At 58.4% G+C, this 17,470-nt stretch carries 15 protein-coding genes and 1 riboswitch; of the genes, 9 read left to right on the top strand and 6 right to left on the bottom strand.

Annotated features, from left to right (window positions below; all coding sequences use genetic code 11):
- Positions 1-33: 33 nt before the first annotated feature.
- Positions 34-1,251: an MFS transporter gene (locus tag BKA12_RS07130; RefSeq protein WP_183641895.1), complete on the bottom strand. Its 1,218-nt coding sequence runs from the start codon at positions 1,249-1,251 to the stop codon at positions 34-36.
- Positions 1,252-1,363: 112 nt separating this feature from the next.
- On the opposite strand from BKA12_RS07130, the gene BKA12_RS07125 reads away from it, so the two are divergent.
- From BKA12_RS07125 to trpS, 3 genes are all read left to right on the top strand, one after another.
- Entirely contained in the window at positions 1,364-1,909 is a 546-nt protein-coding gene (locus BKA12_RS07125) for a hypothetical protein (RefSeq protein WP_183641892.1), read from the top strand.
- A gap of 121 nt (positions 1,910-2,030) precedes the next feature.
- Positions 2,031-2,864 (top strand): exodeoxyribonuclease III, encoded by an 834-nt coding sequence (locus BKA12_RS07120; RefSeq protein ID WP_221228248.1) that lies wholly within the window; start codon positions 2,031-2,033, stop codon positions 2,862-2,864.
- Between the two features lie 17 nt (positions 2,865-2,881).
- Positions 2,882-3,940 carry a tryptophan--tRNA ligase gene (gene trpS / locus BKA12_RS07115; RefSeq protein WP_183641889.1) on the top strand — a complete coding sequence of 353 codons (1,059 nt, stop codon included), beginning with the start codon at positions 2,882-2,884 and terminating at the stop codon, positions 3,938-3,940.
- A gap of 127 nt (positions 3,941-4,067) precedes the next feature.
- Here trpS and BKA12_RS07110 read toward each other — a convergent pair whose 3' ends face one another.
- The 5 genes from BKA12_RS07110 to sdhC all read right to left on the bottom strand — a co-directional run bounded on the left by BKA12_RS07110 (position 4,068) and on the right by sdhC (position 9,171).
- The gene (locus BKA12_RS07110) at positions 4,068-5,297 is read right to left on the bottom strand and encodes an acyl-CoA dehydrogenase family protein (RefSeq protein WP_183641886.1); all 1,230 of its coding nucleotides are present in this window, start codon (positions 5,295-5,297) and stop codon (positions 4,068-4,070) included.
- Positions 5,298-5,386: 89 nt separating this feature from the next.
- A riboswitch (SAM riboswitch) is annotated at positions 5,387-5,477 on the bottom strand.
- 181 nt (positions 5,478-5,658) lie between these two features.
- The gene (locus tag BKA12_RS07105; RefSeq protein WP_183641883.1) at positions 5,659-6,432 is read right to left on the bottom strand and encodes a succinate dehydrogenase iron-sulfur subunit; all 774 of its coding nucleotides are present in this window, start codon (positions 6,430-6,432) and stop codon (positions 5,659-5,661) included.
- Complete coding sequence (gene sdhA / locus BKA12_RS07100) at positions 6,432-8,219, bottom strand: succinate dehydrogenase flavoprotein subunit (RefSeq protein WP_183641880.1); 1,788 nt, start codon at positions 8,217-8,219, stop codon at positions 6,432-6,434. The genes BKA12_RS07105 and sdhA overlap by 1 nt, the downstream gene beginning before the upstream one ends.
- A 103-nt stretch (positions 8,220-8,322) precedes the next feature.
- Positions 8,323-8,772, bottom strand: a complete 450-nt coding sequence (locus tag BKA12_RS07095; RefSeq protein WP_183641877.1) for a succinate dehydrogenase hydrophobic membrane anchor subunit — start codon at positions 8,770-8,772, stop codon at positions 8,323-8,325.
- Between the two features lie 6 nt (positions 8,773-8,778).
- Entirely contained in the window at positions 8,779-9,171 is a 393-nt protein-coding gene (sdhC, locus tag BKA12_RS07090; protein ID WP_183641873.1) for a succinate dehydrogenase, cytochrome b556 subunit, read from the bottom strand.
- Positions 9,172-9,428: 257 nt separating this feature from the next.
- Here sdhC and BKA12_RS07085 point away from each other — a divergent pair, with 257 nt between their 5' ends.
- From BKA12_RS07085 to BKA12_RS07060, 6 genes are all read left to right on the top strand, one after another.
- The gene (locus BKA12_RS07085) at positions 9,429-10,541 is read left to right on the top strand and encodes a mannose-1-phosphate guanylyltransferase (protein WP_183641870.1); all 1,113 of its coding nucleotides are present in this window, start codon (positions 9,429-9,431) and stop codon (positions 10,539-10,541) included.
- 6 nt (positions 10,542-10,547) lie between these two features.
- Complete coding sequence (locus tag BKA12_RS07080; RefSeq protein ID WP_183641867.1) at positions 10,548-11,786, top strand: amidohydrolase; 1,239 nt, start codon at positions 10,548-10,550, stop codon at positions 11,784-11,786.
- Between the two features lie 248 nt (positions 11,787-12,034).
- Positions 12,035-13,159 carry a BMP family lipoprotein gene (locus BKA12_RS07075; protein ID WP_183641864.1) on the top strand — a complete coding sequence of 375 codons (1,125 nt, stop codon included), beginning with the start codon at positions 12,035-12,037 and terminating at the stop codon, positions 13,157-13,159.
- A 131-nt stretch (positions 13,160-13,290) separates the two neighbouring features.
- Positions 13,291-14,871 (top strand): ABC transporter ATP-binding protein, encoded by a 1,581-nt coding sequence (locus tag BKA12_RS07070; protein ID WP_183641861.1) that lies wholly within the window; start codon positions 13,291-13,293, stop codon positions 14,869-14,871.
- Complete coding sequence (locus tag BKA12_RS07065) at positions 14,868-16,184, top strand: ABC transporter permease (RefSeq protein WP_183641859.1); 1,317 nt, start codon at positions 14,868-14,870, stop codon at positions 16,182-16,184. The genes BKA12_RS07070 and BKA12_RS07065 overlap by 4 nt, the downstream gene beginning before the upstream one ends.
- Complete coding sequence (locus BKA12_RS07060; protein WP_183641856.1) at positions 16,181-17,464, top strand: ABC transporter permease; 1,284 nt, start codon at positions 16,181-16,183, stop codon at positions 17,462-17,464. Before BKA12_RS07065 ends, BKA12_RS07060 begins: the two co-directional genes overlap by 4 nt.
- Positions 17,465-17,470 lie beyond the last annotated feature (6 nt).

Here is a 17,470-nt window from a genome sequence, read left to right as displayed (position 1 = left end):
GTACGACGCCGCCGCTCGGCCAAGTGCCCGGGCTTAGTTTCCGCGCTTGGTTGCAGTGGGTTTGGCTTTCTTTGGCCGCACGTAAATCGCTGCATAAACCAAGGTCAGGGCCAGTACGAACACGGAGATAATTCCGTAGGTGGCTGACGGGGACGTGGCGGCTACGATGGCTCCCGCGATAATGGGGCCGGTGCCCATTCCTGCGTCAATGCCGAGGAAGAAAGTACTGGCTGCCATGCCGATGCGGTGGCGTTCGGCCTGCTTTACCGCGATGGTCTGGCCGGCGGAAAGCAGGTTGCCTTGGCCTAGTCCCACGAGGGCAGCTGCTACGAAGAGCGTGATGAGGTTTTCGGCGATGGACAGGATGAAGAGTCCAGCTGCGAAGGACACGAACGCAGGAATCATGACCACGTGGAAGCCGCGGCGATCCATGATCTTTCCGGTGAACTGACGCGACGCGATGGTGACCAGGGCATAAACCAAGAAGAACCACGAAACACTGGTGCCCAGGTTTCGCTCATCGGCAAGGGCGTTCAACAACGTCACGATGCTCGCATAGCCCAGTGTCCAGGCAGCGCCAATCAGTGCGATGGGAAGAGACGCAGGCTCCAGAAAGTTGGAGAGCCACGAAGGCTTGGGAGCGTCGTCGTGCTGCTTTGGGGCAACAGGGGAAGGCTCGACTTTCAGTAGCGCAATGATGCCCATGCCTACGAGCGCGGCGATGACGGCTGCCCAAGACACTGCCTCAAATCCGATGGTGCGGAAGAGGTACAGGCCCACGAGCGGGCCCATTGCCACGCCGACCACCGTGGAACTCGCGTACCAACTGGTGCCTTCGGCGATGCGCATCTGAGGAACGTGCTGAATGGCAAGAGTGGCGATAACGCTAGATCCGATGCCGAATGTCATGCCGTGAACAATGCGCTCGGCGATGAGCAGCCAGTACTGACCCGTCGCTATATAAAGCAGTGGGAAGATCGCGAAAGAAATAAACATGCCGATGGCCAACCAGCGTAAGGACAAGCGTTGCATCGCCGGTCCGGCGAGAAGCCGAGCGAAAAGCGCGCCGATGATGAACAAGCCAGAGGCGGCGCCGCCCTCGGCGTCACCCACCATGAAGCGCTGAATGGAGTAAGCGGCCACGGTGGACAAGAAGAGATGCACGGCAAAGAAGACGAACACGTTGCTGGCGCACGCGAGGATGAAGTCGCGCGTCCACAGCGGTTCCCTATGTAGGTAGTCATTCGTCACGATTTCACCCTAAGCCACGTGCTCGATTTAGTGATGAAAAGCTACCTGCGCTTGCGGCGAACGTTGCGCAGAGCGGCACGTCGTTTTGCGTGGTTCTGGAAGAATGGAAAGCATGCAAATCTTGGGAAATTCGTCGACGGACGCGTCGGGTCAGCGAAAGATCGTAGTTGGCCCCAGCACTATCTCGCTTGCGGTCATGGTTACGGTGTTTTTGATCGCTGTCATTTTCGCCGCCAACCAGAATGATGTCATCGGTTGGTTGGTCGTCATTATTTCCCTGGGCTGGCTCCTTTTGTCGCTGTTCTTGGTGCTCGGGTTGCGCCGCGGCGCGAAGAAGGTCAACGAGACCATCCAGCGCACCACCGCAGACATGGCGCCTCGCGCCCAAACGGCCCCTTCCCAGACCACGATTTACTCGGAAGCTGACCGCACGCGCGATCTGAAGCTGGATCACTCCTTCAAGATTGTTCAGGTGCAGTCCGGCGTCATTAAGCAGTACTTGGATGGCGGAACCCCTGAAGCACGTGAAATGGTAGACAGGGCCATTGAAACAATCGAGATCACCGCGTCCAACGCGCGTGACATGATGAAGGGCTCAACGTCTTCGAAGAATTCCCAAGGCGGCTCTGAGCCGCTCTCGGGCGACATCATCAGCTAAAACATCATTAGCTAGAACTGATCAGCTAAGGAAAGGCGCGAGTGTGACTACTCCAGCCCAGGAGTCCGCAAGCGACGCAACTGCTGTAGCGGCGGCGTCGTCCTCTAGTAACGAATCCACCTTGCCTGAAGTGAGCTACGCGGCGAAGGCGCCCGGGGCTCTGCGCATTGCGTCCGTGAATGTCAACGGAATCCGCGCTGCGTACCGCAAGGGAATGCCCGAGTGGCTTGCTGAGCGTGACGTGGACATTTTGGCGCTTCAGGAAGTTCGCGCGCCGGATGCCATCATCCGCGAGCTACTGGGGGAGGAGTGGCACATCCTGCACGCCGAAGCTGAAGCTAAGGGCCGCGCGGGCGTGGCTCTGGCCTCTCGCGTAGCGCCCAAGGCGACGCGAGAGCACATCGGCGATGACTACTTCACGACCTCCGGCCGCTGGGTGGAAGCGGACTTCGGCCTGCCGAACGGCGAGACCATTTCCGTCGTCAGCGCCTACGTGCACTCCGGTGAAGTAGATACCCCCAAGCAAGTGGACAAGTACCGGTTCCTCGATGTCATGGTGGACCGTTTGCCTGCGCTCGCGAAGGGTGCGGATCACGCGCTCATCATGGGCGACCTCAACGTGGGACACACGCCGCGCGATATCAAGAACTGGAAGGCCAACCAGAAGAAGGCTGGATTCCTGCCTGAAGAGCGCGCGTACTTTGACCGTTTCTTCGGCGACGAAATCGGGTACACGGATGTGCACCGAATGCTCGCCGGCGACGTCGACGGCCCATACACCTGGTGGTCCCAGCGCGGCAAGGCATTCGATACGGATACTGGCTGGCGCATCGACTACCACATGGCCACTCCCACATGGGCGGCAAAGGCAACGAACGCTGTAGTAGACCGCGCGCCTAGTTGGGACACCCGATGGTCCGATCACGCTCCGCTCGTGATCGATTACCAACTCTAAAAAGGATTTTGAACCTCATGGCAGATGTAACGCCAAAGAACATCACCCTGCCCGGCGTCAGCGCCTCTGACCGCATGCGCGTGCTTTCTGGCATGCAGCCCTCGGCCGAGTCTTTGCACTTGGGCAACTACTTGGGCGCCCTCGTGAACTGGGTACGAGAGCAGGACGAATACGACGCGTTCTTCTTCATCCCAGATATGCACGCCATCACGGTGCCGCAGGATCCGGCGGAGCTGCGCGAACGCACCCGCAAGACAGCGGCCCAGTACATCGCGGGCGGCATTGATCCTGAGAAGTCCACGCTGTTTGTGCAATCCCATGTTCCTGAACACGCGCAGCTCGCGTGGGTCATGATGTGCCTGACCGGTTTTGGTGAAGCCAGCCGCATGACGCAGTTCAAGGACAAGTCTGCCAAGCAGGGTGCCGACAATGCGGGCGTTGGCCTCTTCACGTACCCGATGCTCATGGCCGCCGACATCTTGCTGTACCAGCCCAAGGGTGTTCCCGTGGGCGACGATCAGCGTCAGCACGTGGAGCTTGCTCGAGACTTGGCGCAGCGCTTCAACTCGCGCTTCGGCGAGACCTTTGTGGTTCCGGAAGCGTTCATCCAGAAGGGTGGCGCGCGCATCTATGACCTGCAGGACCCAACCTCGAAGATGTCCAAGTCCGCGGCCTCGCCGAACGGCTTGATCAATATCCTCGATGACCCGAAGGTGATCGCGAAGCGCATCAAGTCCGCCGTGACAGACGATGACACCGTGGTGGCGCACGACCGCGCCAAAAAGCCTGGCGTCACCAACTTGTTGGAGATCCTCTCCGCCGTCACGAACACGCCTGTGGATACCTTGGTGGCGTCCTACGAAGGCAAGATGTACGGACACCTCAAGGTGGATGTTGCCGAATCCGTGGTGGCTGCCGTGACTCCGATCCGTGAGCGTACTGAGCAGCTCTTGGCCGATCCTGCTGAGTTGGATCGCTTGCTGGCGCGCGGCGCTGAAAAGGCTCGCGAGGTATCCCAGCCGGTTCTTGAAGCTGTCTACGAGCGCGTGGGCTTCTTGCCGCCTTTCAAGGGCTAATTTTGGATCTAGCCTGAGCTTGTTCTCGTGTGAACTGGTCTAAAGCCGAAGGCGCCGACTCGCTTGACCACTTAGTGTGGTTGCGAGCCGGCGCCTTCAGTGATTTCAGCCTGTGGTGGCTACTGGCTTAGGTGTAGAGCGAGAGCGCTGGGACGTCGCGATTGAGGTAGTACGCGCCAACTTCGATCTTCTTGTAGTCCACGGGGTCGTGGAGCGTGTGGGTGCGGACGTTGCGCCAGAACAAGTCCAGGCCAACGCTGCTCTTGGTAGAGCTCGCGCCCGTCACTTCGTAGATGCGGTGAGATACCTCGAGGCCGATCTCCGTCGAGACCACCTTGAGCTCGGCGATTTCGTTCGCGTAAGCCCAACGCTCTTCGGAGGTGAGGGCACCTTGGCGAGCTGCGACGTCGTCGAATTTGCGGTTAATCTTTTCCGCAAGAGCGGCAACGGCGGCAGTGCGCGCCTTCAATTCGCCGATAGCGCGCTGGAAGATCTTGTCCTCAGCGTAGGTGTCCACGCCGGAGAGGAACCATGAATTCTTGCGCTCCACGAGGATCTGACGGCCGCGTTCAAGGGCACCTTCCGCGGATCCGAGGTAGAAGTTGGAGAACGCCAACTGGATGCCCGGGGTCAAGAGAGTGGAGATCGGCTCTTCCGTCACTTCACCCAGAACGTCCACGGGATTCACGCGCACGTTGGTGTTCTTGACGCTGCCGGAACCGGTGAGGCGCTGACCCAGGTTGTCCCAGTCATCGAGGAGCTCGACGCCTTCGCGAGTGGTCTCCAAGACGAATGCGATGATCTTGCCTTCGTTGATGCCATCGACGACGAGAGCATTGAAGACAATGACATCTCCAACACCGGAACCCGTGGAGAAGTGCTTGAGGCCATTGAGCCGGTAACCGTCGCCATCAGCCGTGAGGGTGAGCGTGGGGTCTACAGGGTTGACCGAATCGCCCCAGAGCCAATTTCCGTTGACCGTGGCCTGCCACCATGCGGGCTGGCTTGGCGGCAAAGCATAGAACGCGATTCCACTCTGATTGATGTAGTGGTAGGCGAGAAGCTGGCCGATGGAGCCGTCCACGCTGGAAATGATGCGAATAGCCTGGAAGGCGGTTTCCCAGTGGCCGCCACCTCCGCCGAACTCGGTGGGCGCGAGCAGGTTGAGGAGACCAGAATCCTTCAAGAGCTGGACTTCGCGGCGTGGCTGCTGGTTAGCGCGATCTCGCTCAATAGCGTCAACGCGGAGCTGATCAGCGACATTACGTGCGATAGCTTCCCAGTAGGACAGCTCGTCTGGGGTGGCGTTGCCCGTGTAGGGAACGCGGGGCGAAGTCTGAAGAGTTTCGACTGACATGATTTTCTCCTTCGTTGTTGAGTAACAGAAGGAACCCCGAGAACGGCGGGTAGAGACAGCCGAAGCATGAAACATAGCCAGCGCTCGAGTTTCCATCGATTCTGGCGTTAGCACTATGACCGGGCAGTCAATTTGCTGCGGCGTCAACGAGCCAGATCTCTCAGCCGCTCTGGATGGTGTTCCATTATGAAATCAGTCATGTGATCTGGATTGCTACTTTTGTGACGCCGACGACGTAATAGGAGATGTTTCGTCGCAATGCTTGCGTGGGGGAGCGGCGGCTGTGTAGGGAACCCTTAAACGCAAAGCGCGCCACTCCCGAAGGCATGGCGCGCCCTGATGATGCGATGTGATTTTGAGGCTAGAACTGGCGAGCCAGGATAGCCTGTTTGACTTCCGAGATGGCCTTTGTGACCTGGATGCCACGTGGGCAAGCCTCGGAGCAGTTAAAGGTGGTGCGGCAACGCCACACGCCTTCCTTGTCGTTGAGGATTTCGAGACGCATGTCGCCGGCTTCGTCGCGGGAGTCGAAGATGAAGCGGTGGGCGTTCACGATCGCTGCCGGGCCGAAGTACTGACCATCGGTCCAGAACACTGGGCACGAAGACGTGCACGCAGCGCAGAGGATGCACTTGGTGGTGTCATCGAAGCGCTCGCGATCCTCAGGGGACTGGTAGCGCTCCTTGGAAGGCTCGTGTCCCTTGGTGATCAAGAACGGCATGATCTCGCGGTAGGACTGGAAGAAAGGTTCCATATCCACGATGAGGTCCTTCTCCACCGGAAGGCCCTTGATGGGCTCAACGGTGATGGGCTTGGAGGTGTCCAAGTCCTTGAGGAGGGTCTTGCACGCAAGGCGGTTGCGGCCGTTGATGCGCATGGCGTCAGAGCCACACACACCGTGAGCGCAAGAGCGGCGGAAGGACAACGAGCCGTCGATCTCCCACTTCACCTTGTGAAGAGCATCAAGCACGCGGTCCGTGCCGTACATCGTGAGCGTGTATTCGTCCCACTTTGCTTCTTCGGAGAACTCTGGATCGTAGCGACGCACCTTCAAGGTGATGTCGAACGATGGGATCTCTCCGCTGCCGCCGTCAGTCTTGAGGTCAATCTTGGATGCTGGTTCTACGGTGCTCATTAGTACTTACGCTCCATCGGCTCGTAACGGGTGAAGACCACAGGCTTCGTTTCAACGCGCATACCCTTGACGCCTTCGGTCTCTGCAGACTCGTCCTTGTACATCATGGTGTGCTTCATGAAGCGCTCGTCGTTGCGGTCCGGGAAGTCTTCACGGTAGTGACCACCGCGGGACTCTTCACGGTGCAATGCAGACACCGTCATGACTTCAGCCAAGTCGAGCAAGAAGCCCAGCTCAACGGCCTCGAGGAGGTCCAGATTGAAGCGCTTGCCCTTGTCCTGAATCGAGATGTTCTTGTAGCGCTGGCGCAAAGACTCGATGTCAGCCAAGGCCTGAGCAATGGACTCGCCGGTGCGGAACACCTGCATGTTGAGGTCCATGCTGTCCTGAAGTTCCTTACGGAGAACAGCGATCTTCTCGGTGCCGTTGCCCGTGCGGATGGACTCAAGAAGAGCGACGGTGTCGTTCTCAGAGTTCTCAGGTAGCTCAACGAACTCGGCGTTGCGAGCGTACTCAGCGGCAGAGATGCCGGAGCGCTTGCCAAACACGTTGATGTCGAGGAGAGAGTTGGTGCCCAAACGGTTGGAACCGTGAACGGACACACAAGCAACCTCACCAGCGGCGTAGAGGCCAGGAATGACGGTGTCATTGTCCTGGAGAACTTCGCCCTTGATGTTGGTTGGGATACCGCCCATGACGTAGTGCGCCGTTGGGAACACTGGAACTGGCTCGGTGTAAGGCTCAACGCCCAAGTACGTGCGAGCGAATTCGGTGATGTCCGGGAGCTTGGCATCGATGTGAGCAGGCTCAAGGTGGGTGAGGTCCAAGAGGACGTAGTCCTTGTTCGGGCCAGCACCGCGGCCTTCGCGAACCTCATTAGCCATAGAGCGGGCAACGATGTCACGAGGAGCCAAGTCCTTGATGGTTGGAGCGTAACGCTCCATGAAGCGCTCACCGTCAGCGTTACGGAGGATGCCACCTTCGCCACGAGCTGCTTCGGAAAGCAAGATGCCCAAGCCGGCGAGGCCAGTCGGGTGGAACTGCACGAATTCCATGTCCTCGAGTGGGATACCGCGGCGGAACGCGATGCCCATACCGTCACCCGTCAAGGTGTGAGCGTTAGAGGTGGTCTTGAAGACCTTGCCAGCGCCACCGGTTGCGAAGACAACCGACTTGGCCTGGAAGACGTGAAGTTCGCCGGAAGCGAGGTCGTAGGAGACAACGCCTGCAACGCGCTTCTGCTTGTACGGCGTGCCGTCTTCGCGAGTTGCGTCTTCTTCAACGATGAGGAGGTCAAGTACGTAGTACTCGTTGTAGAACTCAACGTTGTGCTTGACGCAGTTTTGGTACAAGGTCTGAAGAATCATGTGACCGGTACGGTCTGCTGCGTAGCAAGCACGGCGAACAGGTGCCTTGCCGTGGTCACGGGTGTGGCCACCGAAGCGACGCTGGTCGATCTTGCCTTCCGGCGTACGGTTGAACGGCAAGCCCATCTTCTCGAGGTCAAGCACAGCATCGATGGCTTCTTTAGCCATAACTTCTGCTGCATCCTGGTCTACGAGGTAGTCGCCACCCTTGATGGTGTCAAAGGTGTGCCATTCCCAGTTGTCCTCTTCCACGTTGGCGAGGGCTGCACACATGCCGCCCTGTGCTGCACCGGTGTGGGAGCGGGTGGGGTAAAGCTTGGTCAGAACGGCGGTCTTTGCGCGCTGTCCGGACTCAATAGCTGCGCGCATGCCAGCGCCACCGGCGCCGACGATGACAACGTCAAACTTATGTATCTGCATTCTCGATGCTCTTTCTTGTCTCAGATTCTGTGCCGCGAGCGTTGCTGGGCGTCGAGCCAAGAAGAGTGGCGACGCGGAGCAACGGAATCATCTAGCTAGCGGTTTACTTGCAGACTTCCAGGGCGGAACCCGGGATGCATGGATCAAACGTGAAGATCACTAGCGTGCCCAGAACCACGATGACAGCGGTTGCGATGTAGAGGACAAGCTTGAGCCAGAAGCGCGTGCCATCCTTTTCGGCGTAATCGTTGATGATGGTGCGCAAGCCGTTGGTGCCGTGCAACATGGCCAGCCACAACATAGCGAGATCCCAGAACTGCCACACTGGGTCAGCCCACTTGCCGGCAACGAAGCCGAAGTTAATGCCGTGCACGCCTTCGTCAACAAGAAGGTTCGTGAAGAGGTGTCCAAAGATAAGGACAACCAGAACCACGCCGGAGAGACGCATGAAGAGCCATGCAATCATCTCGAAGCGGCCACGTCCCGTGGTAGCGCGGTTGTACTTGGCGTCAATGCGTCCCGTGCGGGGAGCTACAAATTCAGTGGTGCTCATGACCTATTAACCTCCAAATGCGAGGGAGAGGTGACGGATCGCAAATCCGATGAAGGCTACGGCCCAGATAATGAGGACCCCCCACAGCATTTGCTTGTGGTACTTCGGTCCCTGTTTCCAGAAGTCCACCAAGATCAAACGGAGACCATTGAATGCGTGGAACATGATCGCGGCAACGAGGCCGAGCTCTCCAAGCGCCATCAATGGGTTTTTGTAGGTCGCGATGACTGCGTCGTAAGCGCCGGGCGAAACGCGAACAAGTGACGTGTCCAATACGTGTACCAAAAGGAAAAAGAAAATAACGACACCAGTAATGCGGTGTCCGACCCAGGACCACATGCCTTCACGGCCGCGGTAGAGGGTGCCCGAAGATGCCTTCGACACTGAAATAACCTCCATGCCTCGCAGTGGCGTTCGTGGTTGTCCAACGAGTTTTGGCGCCGGTGCGTGAGCCTTGCTCGTTTGATCCTAACCCCTGAGCGCCAGCTGAGTCCCCAGGGTAGGCGGTGCGTGTGAAGATGTTCACAACCACTCGAGTTTAACCCTTAACAACTCACGGTTTTTCGAAAATTACGCAAGTGAGACATGTCCTATTTCTATTCACAAGCATCGCGACTTCCCGATTAATTCCATAACGTTGGGCTAATCTTTTCCTCATGACTGATGCGGTTTTGCAGCGCTTCTATTGCGTGATCCCAGCCGGTGGCACCGGTACCCGTTTGTGGCCATTGTCCCGAGCGAGTGCTCCGAAGTTTCTTCACGACCTCACGGGCTCCGGATCCACACTGATTCGTGCCACGTATGACCGCCTTGCCGAACTGGCTGACCACCGCGTCATGGTGGTGACGGGCAACGCGCACCGCGATGCCGTACTGGAACAACTTCCTGAGTTGGATGACAACTGCTTGGTTCTCGAAAGCGAGCCTAAAGACTCCGGCGCCGCTATCGGTCTCGCCGCTGCGATCCTGTACCACCGCGATCCAGAATCGATCATGGGTTCCTTCGCTGCGGACCAAGTCATTGGCCCCGTGCAGGTCTTCCAAGACACCGTGAAGGAAGCAGTTCACGCGGCAGCCACAGGAAAGATCGTCACGATTGGCATCACGCCAACTTACCCATCCACGGGTTTCGGTTACATCCGCCAAGGCGAAGAACTCGGTATCGGGAATGCTCCGCACGCTAAGAACGTCGCAGAGTTCGTGGAAAAGCCCAGCGAGGACGTGGCGAAGAAGTACGTCGAAAGCGGCGAATACCTGTGGAACGCCGGTATGTTCGTGGCTCCCACCAAGCTCATGCTGGAGCACCTCGAGCAAAACGAGCCAGAGCTTTACGCAGGCCTCATCGAAATTGCAGAAGCCTGGGATACCCCGCAGCGCGACGAAACCACCGCGCGTATCTGGCCCACCCTCAAGAAAATTGCCATTGACTACGCGGTAGCCGAGCCTGCAGCGGCAGCCGGGGACGTCGCCGTCGTACCGGGTCACTTCACGTGGGATGATGTGGGAGACTTCGCTGCGATTGGCCGCCTGAATCCAGCCGCCGAATTAGGCGGGCTGACGGTGCTGGGGGACAAGGCTCGTGTGTACGCAGATCAAGCCAGCGGCGTGGTTGTCAGCGACACTCACCGAGTGATCGCACTGATTGGTATTGATGACGTCGTGATCGTTGATACGCCGGACGCTCTTTTGGTGACTACGAAGGAACATTCGCAATCTGTGAAGAAAGCCGTCGAGGCACTCAAAGCGCAGGGCGATACTGACGTACTCTAGTTCCCAATGAAAACGGCGAACACCACGGAGATACCGCACCTAGCGAAGAGGGTAGCGGCACTTGAGTCTGAACTGATTGCATTCCGGCGCGACCTGCACTCGCACCCCGAGTTGTCCTTCCAGGAGCACAGGACCACCGAGCGCATTCTGAAAACCCTTGAGGATGCTGGCCTGGATCCGGTAGCGCTCGAGGGCACGGGAGCCTACGTCGACGTGGGATCCGGCAAGATTCACTTGGGCCTGCGCTGCGACATTGACGCTTTGCCACTCCACGAGGAAACGGGCTTGTCTTACGCTTCGCAGCGTGAGGGGATCGCCCATGCGTGCGGTCACGACATCCACACCACCGTGATGATTGGTGTTGCCAAGGTCCTCAAACAGCTTGACGATGAAGGCCAGCTCAACGGCCGCATTCGCGTCATTTTCCAGCCTGCCGAAGAGAAGATGCCAGGTGGCGCTCTCGCTGTCATTGAGCAAGGCGTGCTGGACGAAATTCCGCGCATCTTGGCGCTGCACTGCGAACCGCGCATTGACGCGGGAACTATCGGCACGCGTATTGGTGCCATTACTTCCGCAAGCGACACCATCAAGATCGAACTGTTGGGCCGCGGCGGCCATACGTCCCGTCCGCACCTGACGGAAGATTTGGTGTTCGCGCTGGCAGAGATTGCCGTGAACGTTCCCGCCATCCTGAACCGCCGCATTGACGTGCGCTCGGCCGTGTCCGTGGTGTGGGGTCAGATTCACGCGGGCTCCGCACCGAACGCCATCCCGGCCACCGGTTACATGGCCGGCACTATGCGCTGCCTTGATGGCGAAGCCTGGTCAGACGCCGCTGACTTGTTGGACGAAGTAGTCAATCAGGTGGCCCAGCCTTACGGTGTTGAGGTCAAGCTTGAACATACTCGTGGCGTGCCTCCCGTGGTGAACACGGAAGAGGAAACGGACCTGATTGAAGAGGCCGCGCGCCACGAAATCGGCTCCAACGCGATTGTGCTGACGCCGCAATCCATGGGCGGTGAGGACTTTGCGTGGATGACCCACCGGATTCCCGGCGCAATGTTACGTCTGGGCACGCGTACCCCCGGTGGGGAGACGTATGACCTGCACCGCGGCGATTACATTCCGGACGAACGCGCGATCGCGACCGGCGTCCGCGTAATGGCCTCTGCGGCGCTTCACGCGATTGCCTTCCCGCGGCAGACCTTGCAGGTCATTCCGCAGGATGCAGAGCCTACTGACTAGGGATTACTGGCATTGATTGGAGTACGACGACGCCGCTCGGCTTCCGTTGTTGATTACCGTAAGGTAACAATTCTGCTTCAATTGCTTCAGAGTCCGGTTGTGAGGCTAGTCTCCACCGCTGACATTGGGTATTGTTTGACAGGCTCGATCCGTTAACAGCTGCTTGCCAGCTTGGCGACATGTTTCGGATGGGGCTCTCAGGAAACATCCTGTCTCTCCATTCTTGTCCGGTTCCAGGAGGAATCTAGATGACCGTTAAGAGCCCCCTTAAGCGCTCGATCACTCTCACCGCTGCCGCACTCAGCGTTGCAGCAATGACCCTTTCCGGTTGTGGAGCTGCACCAACTGCTTCGAACAGTAGCTCTGCGTCCGCATCCGGTAGCACCAATGCAAACGCAAAGGACTTCACCGGCTGCATCGTTTCTGACGAAGGCGGCTTCGATGACGAGTCCTTCAACCAGGCGTCTTACGACGGTTTGCAGAAGGCAAAGGCTGATCTCGGTATTGAGACCAAGCAAGCCGAATCCAAGGCAGCAACTGATTACGGACCGAACCTCAACTCCATGGTTCGCGGTGGCTGCAACTTGACTGTCACGGTTGGCTTTAACCTCGGTGACGCCACCAAGGCTGCTGCTAAGGCAAACCCTGACGCTCACTTTGCAATCGTTGACTACAACGATCCTGAGTTCACGGACAACGTCAAGCCAATCGTCTACAACACCCACGAAGCTGCTTTCTTGGCTGGCTACTTGGCTGCTGGCATGACGAAGACCGGCAAGGTTGCCACCTACGGCGGCATGCAGATCCCAACCGTCACCATCTTCATGGACGGTTTCGTTGACGGCGTTGCTTACTACAACGAGCAAAAGGGCAAGTCTGTCAAGGCTCTTGGCTGGGACAAGGCGAAGAAGACCGGTACCTTCACCGGCGACTTCTCCAACAAGGAAAAGGGCAAGACCAACACCATCAACTTCGTCAACGAAGGCGCTGACATCGTGATGCCAGTTGCTGGCCCAGTTGGCGCTGGCACCATCGACGCCGTCAAGGAACTGAAGAAGTCCGGCAAGGACACCTCGGTGATTTGGGTTGACCTCGATGGCTACGAGTCCCTGTCTTCCGGCAAGGAATTCATCCTTTCTTCCGTCGTGAAGGAAATGGGCAAGTCCGTTGAAGACGTTCTCAAGGCTGACGTCGAAGGAAACTTCAAGAGCGAAGCTTATGTTGGAAACTTGGAGAACGAAGGCGTGTCCTTGGCTCCGTTCCACGAATTCGACTCGAAGGTTCCTGCGGAACTCAAGACTGAGCTTGAAACCTTGAAGGCGGATATCATTTCCGGCAAGGTCAAGGTTGAGTCTGCTTCCGCTAACAAGTAATTGAAAGCGGCCTGCACAGGCTAATCGTTTGCACAGTGCGCCGCCCGTTTTGACCCGTTGGTCAGGGCGGGCGGCGCACTCGTGTCGCCGTTCGTTTTCGCTACCTAGCACGGGAAGAGCAAGGGCAAAGCATGAAGCTGGAACTGAGGGGAATCACCAAGAAATTTGGTGACTTCACCGCTAATGACAACATCAATCTCTTGGTGGAGGCTGGGCAAGTACATTCCCTGTTGGGTGAAAACGGTGCCGGCAAGTCAACACTGATGAATGTGTTGTTTGGCTTGTATGAGGCCACTAGCGGCGAAGTGCTCCTCGACGACAAGAAGGTCAACTTTTCGGGACCCCGTGAAGCGATGGCTGCAGGCATTGGCATGGTGCACCAGCACTTCATGTTAATCCCGGTCTTCACTGTGGCCGAGAATGTGGCGCTTGGATCCGAATACACCGGAGTTGCTGGAAAGCTTGACCTCGAAAAGACTCGCGCGAAGATCCGCGAGATCTCTGACCGTTACGGTTTTGACGTTGACCCAGACGCTCTCGTGGAAGAACTTCCCGTGGGAGTCCAGCAGCGTGTAGAAATCATCAAGGCGTTGGTTCGTGACGCTGAAGTCTTGATCCTGGATGAGCCCACTGCAGTGCTCACGCCTCAAGAAACTGACGAGCTACTTGAGATCATCTACCAGCTCAAAACTAGCGGTAAGTCCATCGTCTTCATTTCCCACAAGCTGCGTGAAGTTAAGGCGATCTCGGACAAGGTCACCATCATCCGTCGCGGCAAGGTCGTTGGCACTGCGGATCCATCCGCTCCGGCTACGGAACTTGCATCCCTCATGGTGGGTCGCAGCGTTGACCTGCACCAAGAGAAGAATCCGCCGAAGCTCGGCGAAGAAAGTTTTGTCGTCAAGAACCTCACGGTCTTGGACCACAACGGCACCCGTGTGGTGGATGACGTGTCCTTCTCAGTCTTCGACGGCGAAATTCTGGCCGTCGCTGGAGTTCAAGGCAACGGTCAGACAGAACTGACCGAAGCCATCATGGGACTGCTTCCACATGTTCACGGTTCCATTCAGCTCAACGGCCGCGAACTCGTGGGCCAAAAGGTCAAGGACATCATCAACGAAGGCGTTGGCTTTGTTCCGGAAGACCGCAGCACGGATGGACTCATCGGTGAATTCACGGTGGCCGAGAACCTCGTGTTGAACCAATACGACCGCAAGCCATTCGCTCGTGGCTTGGCCATGCGCCCGAGCGCTGTGGACAAAAACGCTTTCAAGCTCGTTCAAGAGTTTGACGTGCGCACGCAGTCGCCACAAAGCGCCGTGGGAACGCTCTCGGGCGGTAACCAGCAGAAGGTTGCCATGGCTCGCGAGCTTTCCCGTCCGCTCGAGCTGTTTATTGCTTCCCAGCCCACGCGCGGCGTGGACGTTGGATCGATCGAGTTCTTGCACTCACGCATCGTCAAGGCGCGCGACGCCGGTACTCCGGTCATCATCGTGTCCACCGAACTCGACGAAGTCATTGAGCTCGCAGACCGCATCGCGGTGCTCTACAAGGGCAAGCTCATGGGTATCGTCGCTGGCGATACCGATCGTGACACGCTGGGCCTCATGATGGCCGGCATGTCCGCGGAAGACGCTGACGCCACTCGAGCTGATACACAAAACACTTTAACGTCTGACGAAGACACCCCAACTGCAGGAGAAACGCGATGAGCGAGACCCCGCTTCCGGCGCCAGCAACTGGCCCAGACAACGCACAACCAGCACCAGCTGCCGGGGAGCAGATTGCCGCTGCCGCAGCAGCGACGAATCCAAACGCTGACCCAGAGACACCTCACAAGTCGGTTTTCTCCCGCATCGTGAACGGTGGCGGTCTGGTCTCCGTACTGGCGATTGTCGCGTCCCTCATTTTCGGTGCGATTCTCATCATTTTGACCGACCCCGATGTGGCAGCAGCGTCGTCGTACTTCTTTGCGCAACCGGGGGACACTCTCACCGCAGCGTGGAAGGCCGTTTCGAGTGCCTACGGAGCGCTCTTTGAGTCGTCCATCTTCAACTCCAAGGGCCGCAATTTCGGGGACATGATCTACCCGCTCACGGAAACCTTGACGGTGGCCACGCCGCTCATACTCGCCGGGCTCGGCGTGATGATGGCGTTCCGTGCCGGCATGTTCAACATCGGTGCGCAGGGCCAAATCGTCATTGGTGCCGCGCTAGCCGCATACGTGGGCTTCTCGTGGAACCTTCCTGTAGGTCTTCACCTCGTGGTGGTGATCCTGGCCGGTATCCTCGGCGGCGGTTTGTGGGCTGGCATCGCCGGTTTCCTCAAGGCTCGCACGGGTGCCCACGAAGTGATCGTGACCATCATGCTCAACTACATCGCGTTGAACTTGGTTGCCTACTTCTTAACCCTGCCGTCTTGGCTTCGTCCGGGCTCGAACAACCCCATTTCGCCGATCGTTCCGGAATCCGCGCAGTTGCCGCTCATTTTGGGTGATAACTTCCGCTTGCACCTTGGCTTTATCATCGCTCTGGCCGCCGTCGTCTTCTGCTGGTGGCTGCTCAACCGCTCCACGGTTGGCTTTGAAATGCGAGCTGTAGGCGCAAACCCAGCCGCCGCACGCACGTCGGGCATGAATGTTTCCAAGGGCTACATCGTGGCTATGGTGGTCGCCGGTGCTCTCGCGGGCCTCGCAGGTGTCGCGCAGATCTCCGGAACTGAGCACGCACTGACGGTCGGCATCGCCGCAACCTTTGGTTTCGACGCCATCACGGTGGCCCTCTTGGGCCGCTCCAAGCCGCTCGGCACCTTGTTCGCAGGTCTGCTCTTCGGCGCTCTCCGCGCTGGTGGCGTTGGCATGCAGACTGAAACCGGTGTTCCTATCGACATCGTGCTGGTAGTCCAGTCCTTCATTGTTCTCTTCATCGCGGCACCTCCACTGGTTCGCGCAATGTTTGGCCTCAATGCAGGTGCCAAGCGCGCGAAGAAGCGGGCCGCTCAAGCAGCCGCCGGAGGTGCAGCATGAGCGCAGTAACTCTTGAACCCCCTGTGTCCACCAATAAAACTGTTATTCGCAACTGGGGTGGCCCCATTGCTATGGCGATCTTGGCGCTCATCGGCCTGGTGGTCTTCGCCCTTCGCAACCCAGGAACTACCGCGCAGTTCGGTATCTCCAATGCGGGCGATTCCATTCAGATCCCAGCGATCTCGGCCAACACTGCTCTGTGGGGGTGGATCTTCTCGATCCTCCTGGTAGCTCTCGCCGCCTACGCCCTCTACACCACGGCGAAGAAGGGCATCATCTACTCGTGGGTGGGCTGGGCCTTCGCTGCGATCTTTGTGGCCGCGTTCCTCGTCTGGGTCATCGGATCCGCTAACACCCCGAACGTGTTCTTGTCCGGCCTCATCGCTGGTTCGTTCACCCTCGCGACGCCGCTCATCTTCGGTAGCCTCTCCGGCGTGCTCTGCGAGCGTGCGGGCATCGTCAACATCGCCATCGAGGGTCAGCTTCTCGCGGGCGCTTTTGCCGCAGCGGTGGGCGCCACCCTCACGCAGAGCCCATGGGTGGGCCTCATCTGCGCCATGGCCGCCGGTACTTTGGTTGGTTTGGTCTTGGCCGTGTTCTCGATCAAGTACGTGGTGAACCAGATCATCGTGGGCGTGGTGCTCAACGTGCTGGTCACCGGCTTGACGAGCTTCTTGTTCTCGCAGGTCCTCGCTGACAACGCTGAGACGCTCAATAGCCCGGTGCACTTCGAGACCATCCGCATCCCGGTCTTGGCTGATATCCCGATCTTCGGACCTATCCTGTTCAACCAGACCATCGTTGGCTACTTGATGTACCTCGCCGTGATCGGCATCTGGTATGCACTCTTCAAGACCAAGTGGGGCCTTCGCGTCCGCGCCGTTGGCGAGCACCCAACCGCCGCTGACACCGTGGGTATCAACGTGAACCGCACCCGCTACCTCAACACCCTCTACGGTGGTGCTGTTGCCGGTCTTGGTGGCGCGTTCTTCACGCTTGTATCTTCCGGTTCCTTCTCGAAGGAAATGACCGCTGGCCAGGGCTTCATCGCTCTTGCGGCTCTCATCTTCGGCCGTTGGAACCCTATCGGCGCGTTCTTCGCTGCCCTCTTGTTCGGCTTCGCTACCAACCTTCAGTTTGTGCTCTCCATCCTGGGCACGCCGGTACCAAGCCAGTTCCTCATCATGCTCCCGTACGTGGTCACCATCGTGGCCGTTGCGGGTCTCGTGGGGAAGTCGCGCGGCCCAGCGGCCGCCGGTATCGCCTACGTGAAGGGCTAGGGATTT

The sequence above is a fragment of the Neomicrococcus lactis genome (assembly GCF_014200305.1).
GTDB classification, from domain to species: Bacteria; Actinomycetota; Actinomycetes; order Actinomycetales; family Micrococcaceae; genus Neomicrococcus; species Neomicrococcus lactis.
Note: the sequence above shows the minus strand (reverse complement) of the source record. Positions and strands in the feature narration are given on the sequence as shown.

Coding starts and splice junctions, on each gene's coding strand:
- BKA12_RS07125 (WP_183641892.1), top strand. CDS start 1,364: ATGCAAATCTTGGGAAATTCGTCGACGGACGCGTCGGGTCAGCGAAAG.
- trpS (WP_183641889.1), top strand. CDS start 2,882: ATGGCAGATGTAACGCCAAAGAACATCACCCTGCCCGGCGTCAGCGCC.
- BKA12_RS07110 (WP_183641886.1), bottom strand. CDS start 5,297: ATGTCAGTCGAAACTCTTCAGACTTCGCCCCGCGTTCCCTACACGGGC.
- BKA12_RS07105 (WP_183641883.1), bottom strand. CDS start 6,432: ATGAGCACCGTAGAACCAGCATCCAAGATTGACCTCAAGACTGACGGC.
- sdhA (WP_183641880.1), bottom strand. CDS start 8,219: ATGCAGATACATAAGTTTGACGTTGTCATCGTCGGCGCCGGTGGCGCT.
- BKA12_RS07095 (WP_183641877.1), bottom strand. CDS start 8,772: ATGAGCACCACTGAATTTGTAGCTCCCCGCACGGGACGCATTGACGCC.
- sdhC (WP_183641873.1), bottom strand. CDS start 9,171: ATGGAGGTTATTTCAGTGTCGAAGGCATCTTCGGGCACCCTCTACCGC.
- BKA12_RS07085 (WP_183641870.1), top strand. CDS start 9,429: ATGACTGATGCGGTTTTGCAGCGCTTCTATTGCGTGATCCCAGCCGGT.
- BKA12_RS07080 (WP_183641867.1), top strand. CDS start 10,548: ATGAAAACGGCGAACACCACGGAGATACCGCACCTAGCGAAGAGGGTA.
- BKA12_RS07075 (WP_183641864.1), top strand. CDS start 12,035: ATGACCGTTAAGAGCCCCCTTAAGCGCTCGATCACTCTCACCGCTGCC.
- BKA12_RS07070 (WP_183641861.1), top strand. CDS start 13,291: ATGAAGCTGGAACTGAGGGGAATCACCAAGAAATTTGGTGACTTCACC.
- BKA12_RS07065 (WP_183641859.1), top strand. CDS start 14,868: ATGAGCGAGACCCCGCTTCCGGCGCCAGCAACTGGCCCAGACAACGCA.
- BKA12_RS07060 (WP_183641856.1), top strand. CDS start 16,181: ATGAGCGCAGTAACTCTTGAACCCCCTGTGTCCACCAATAAAACTGTT.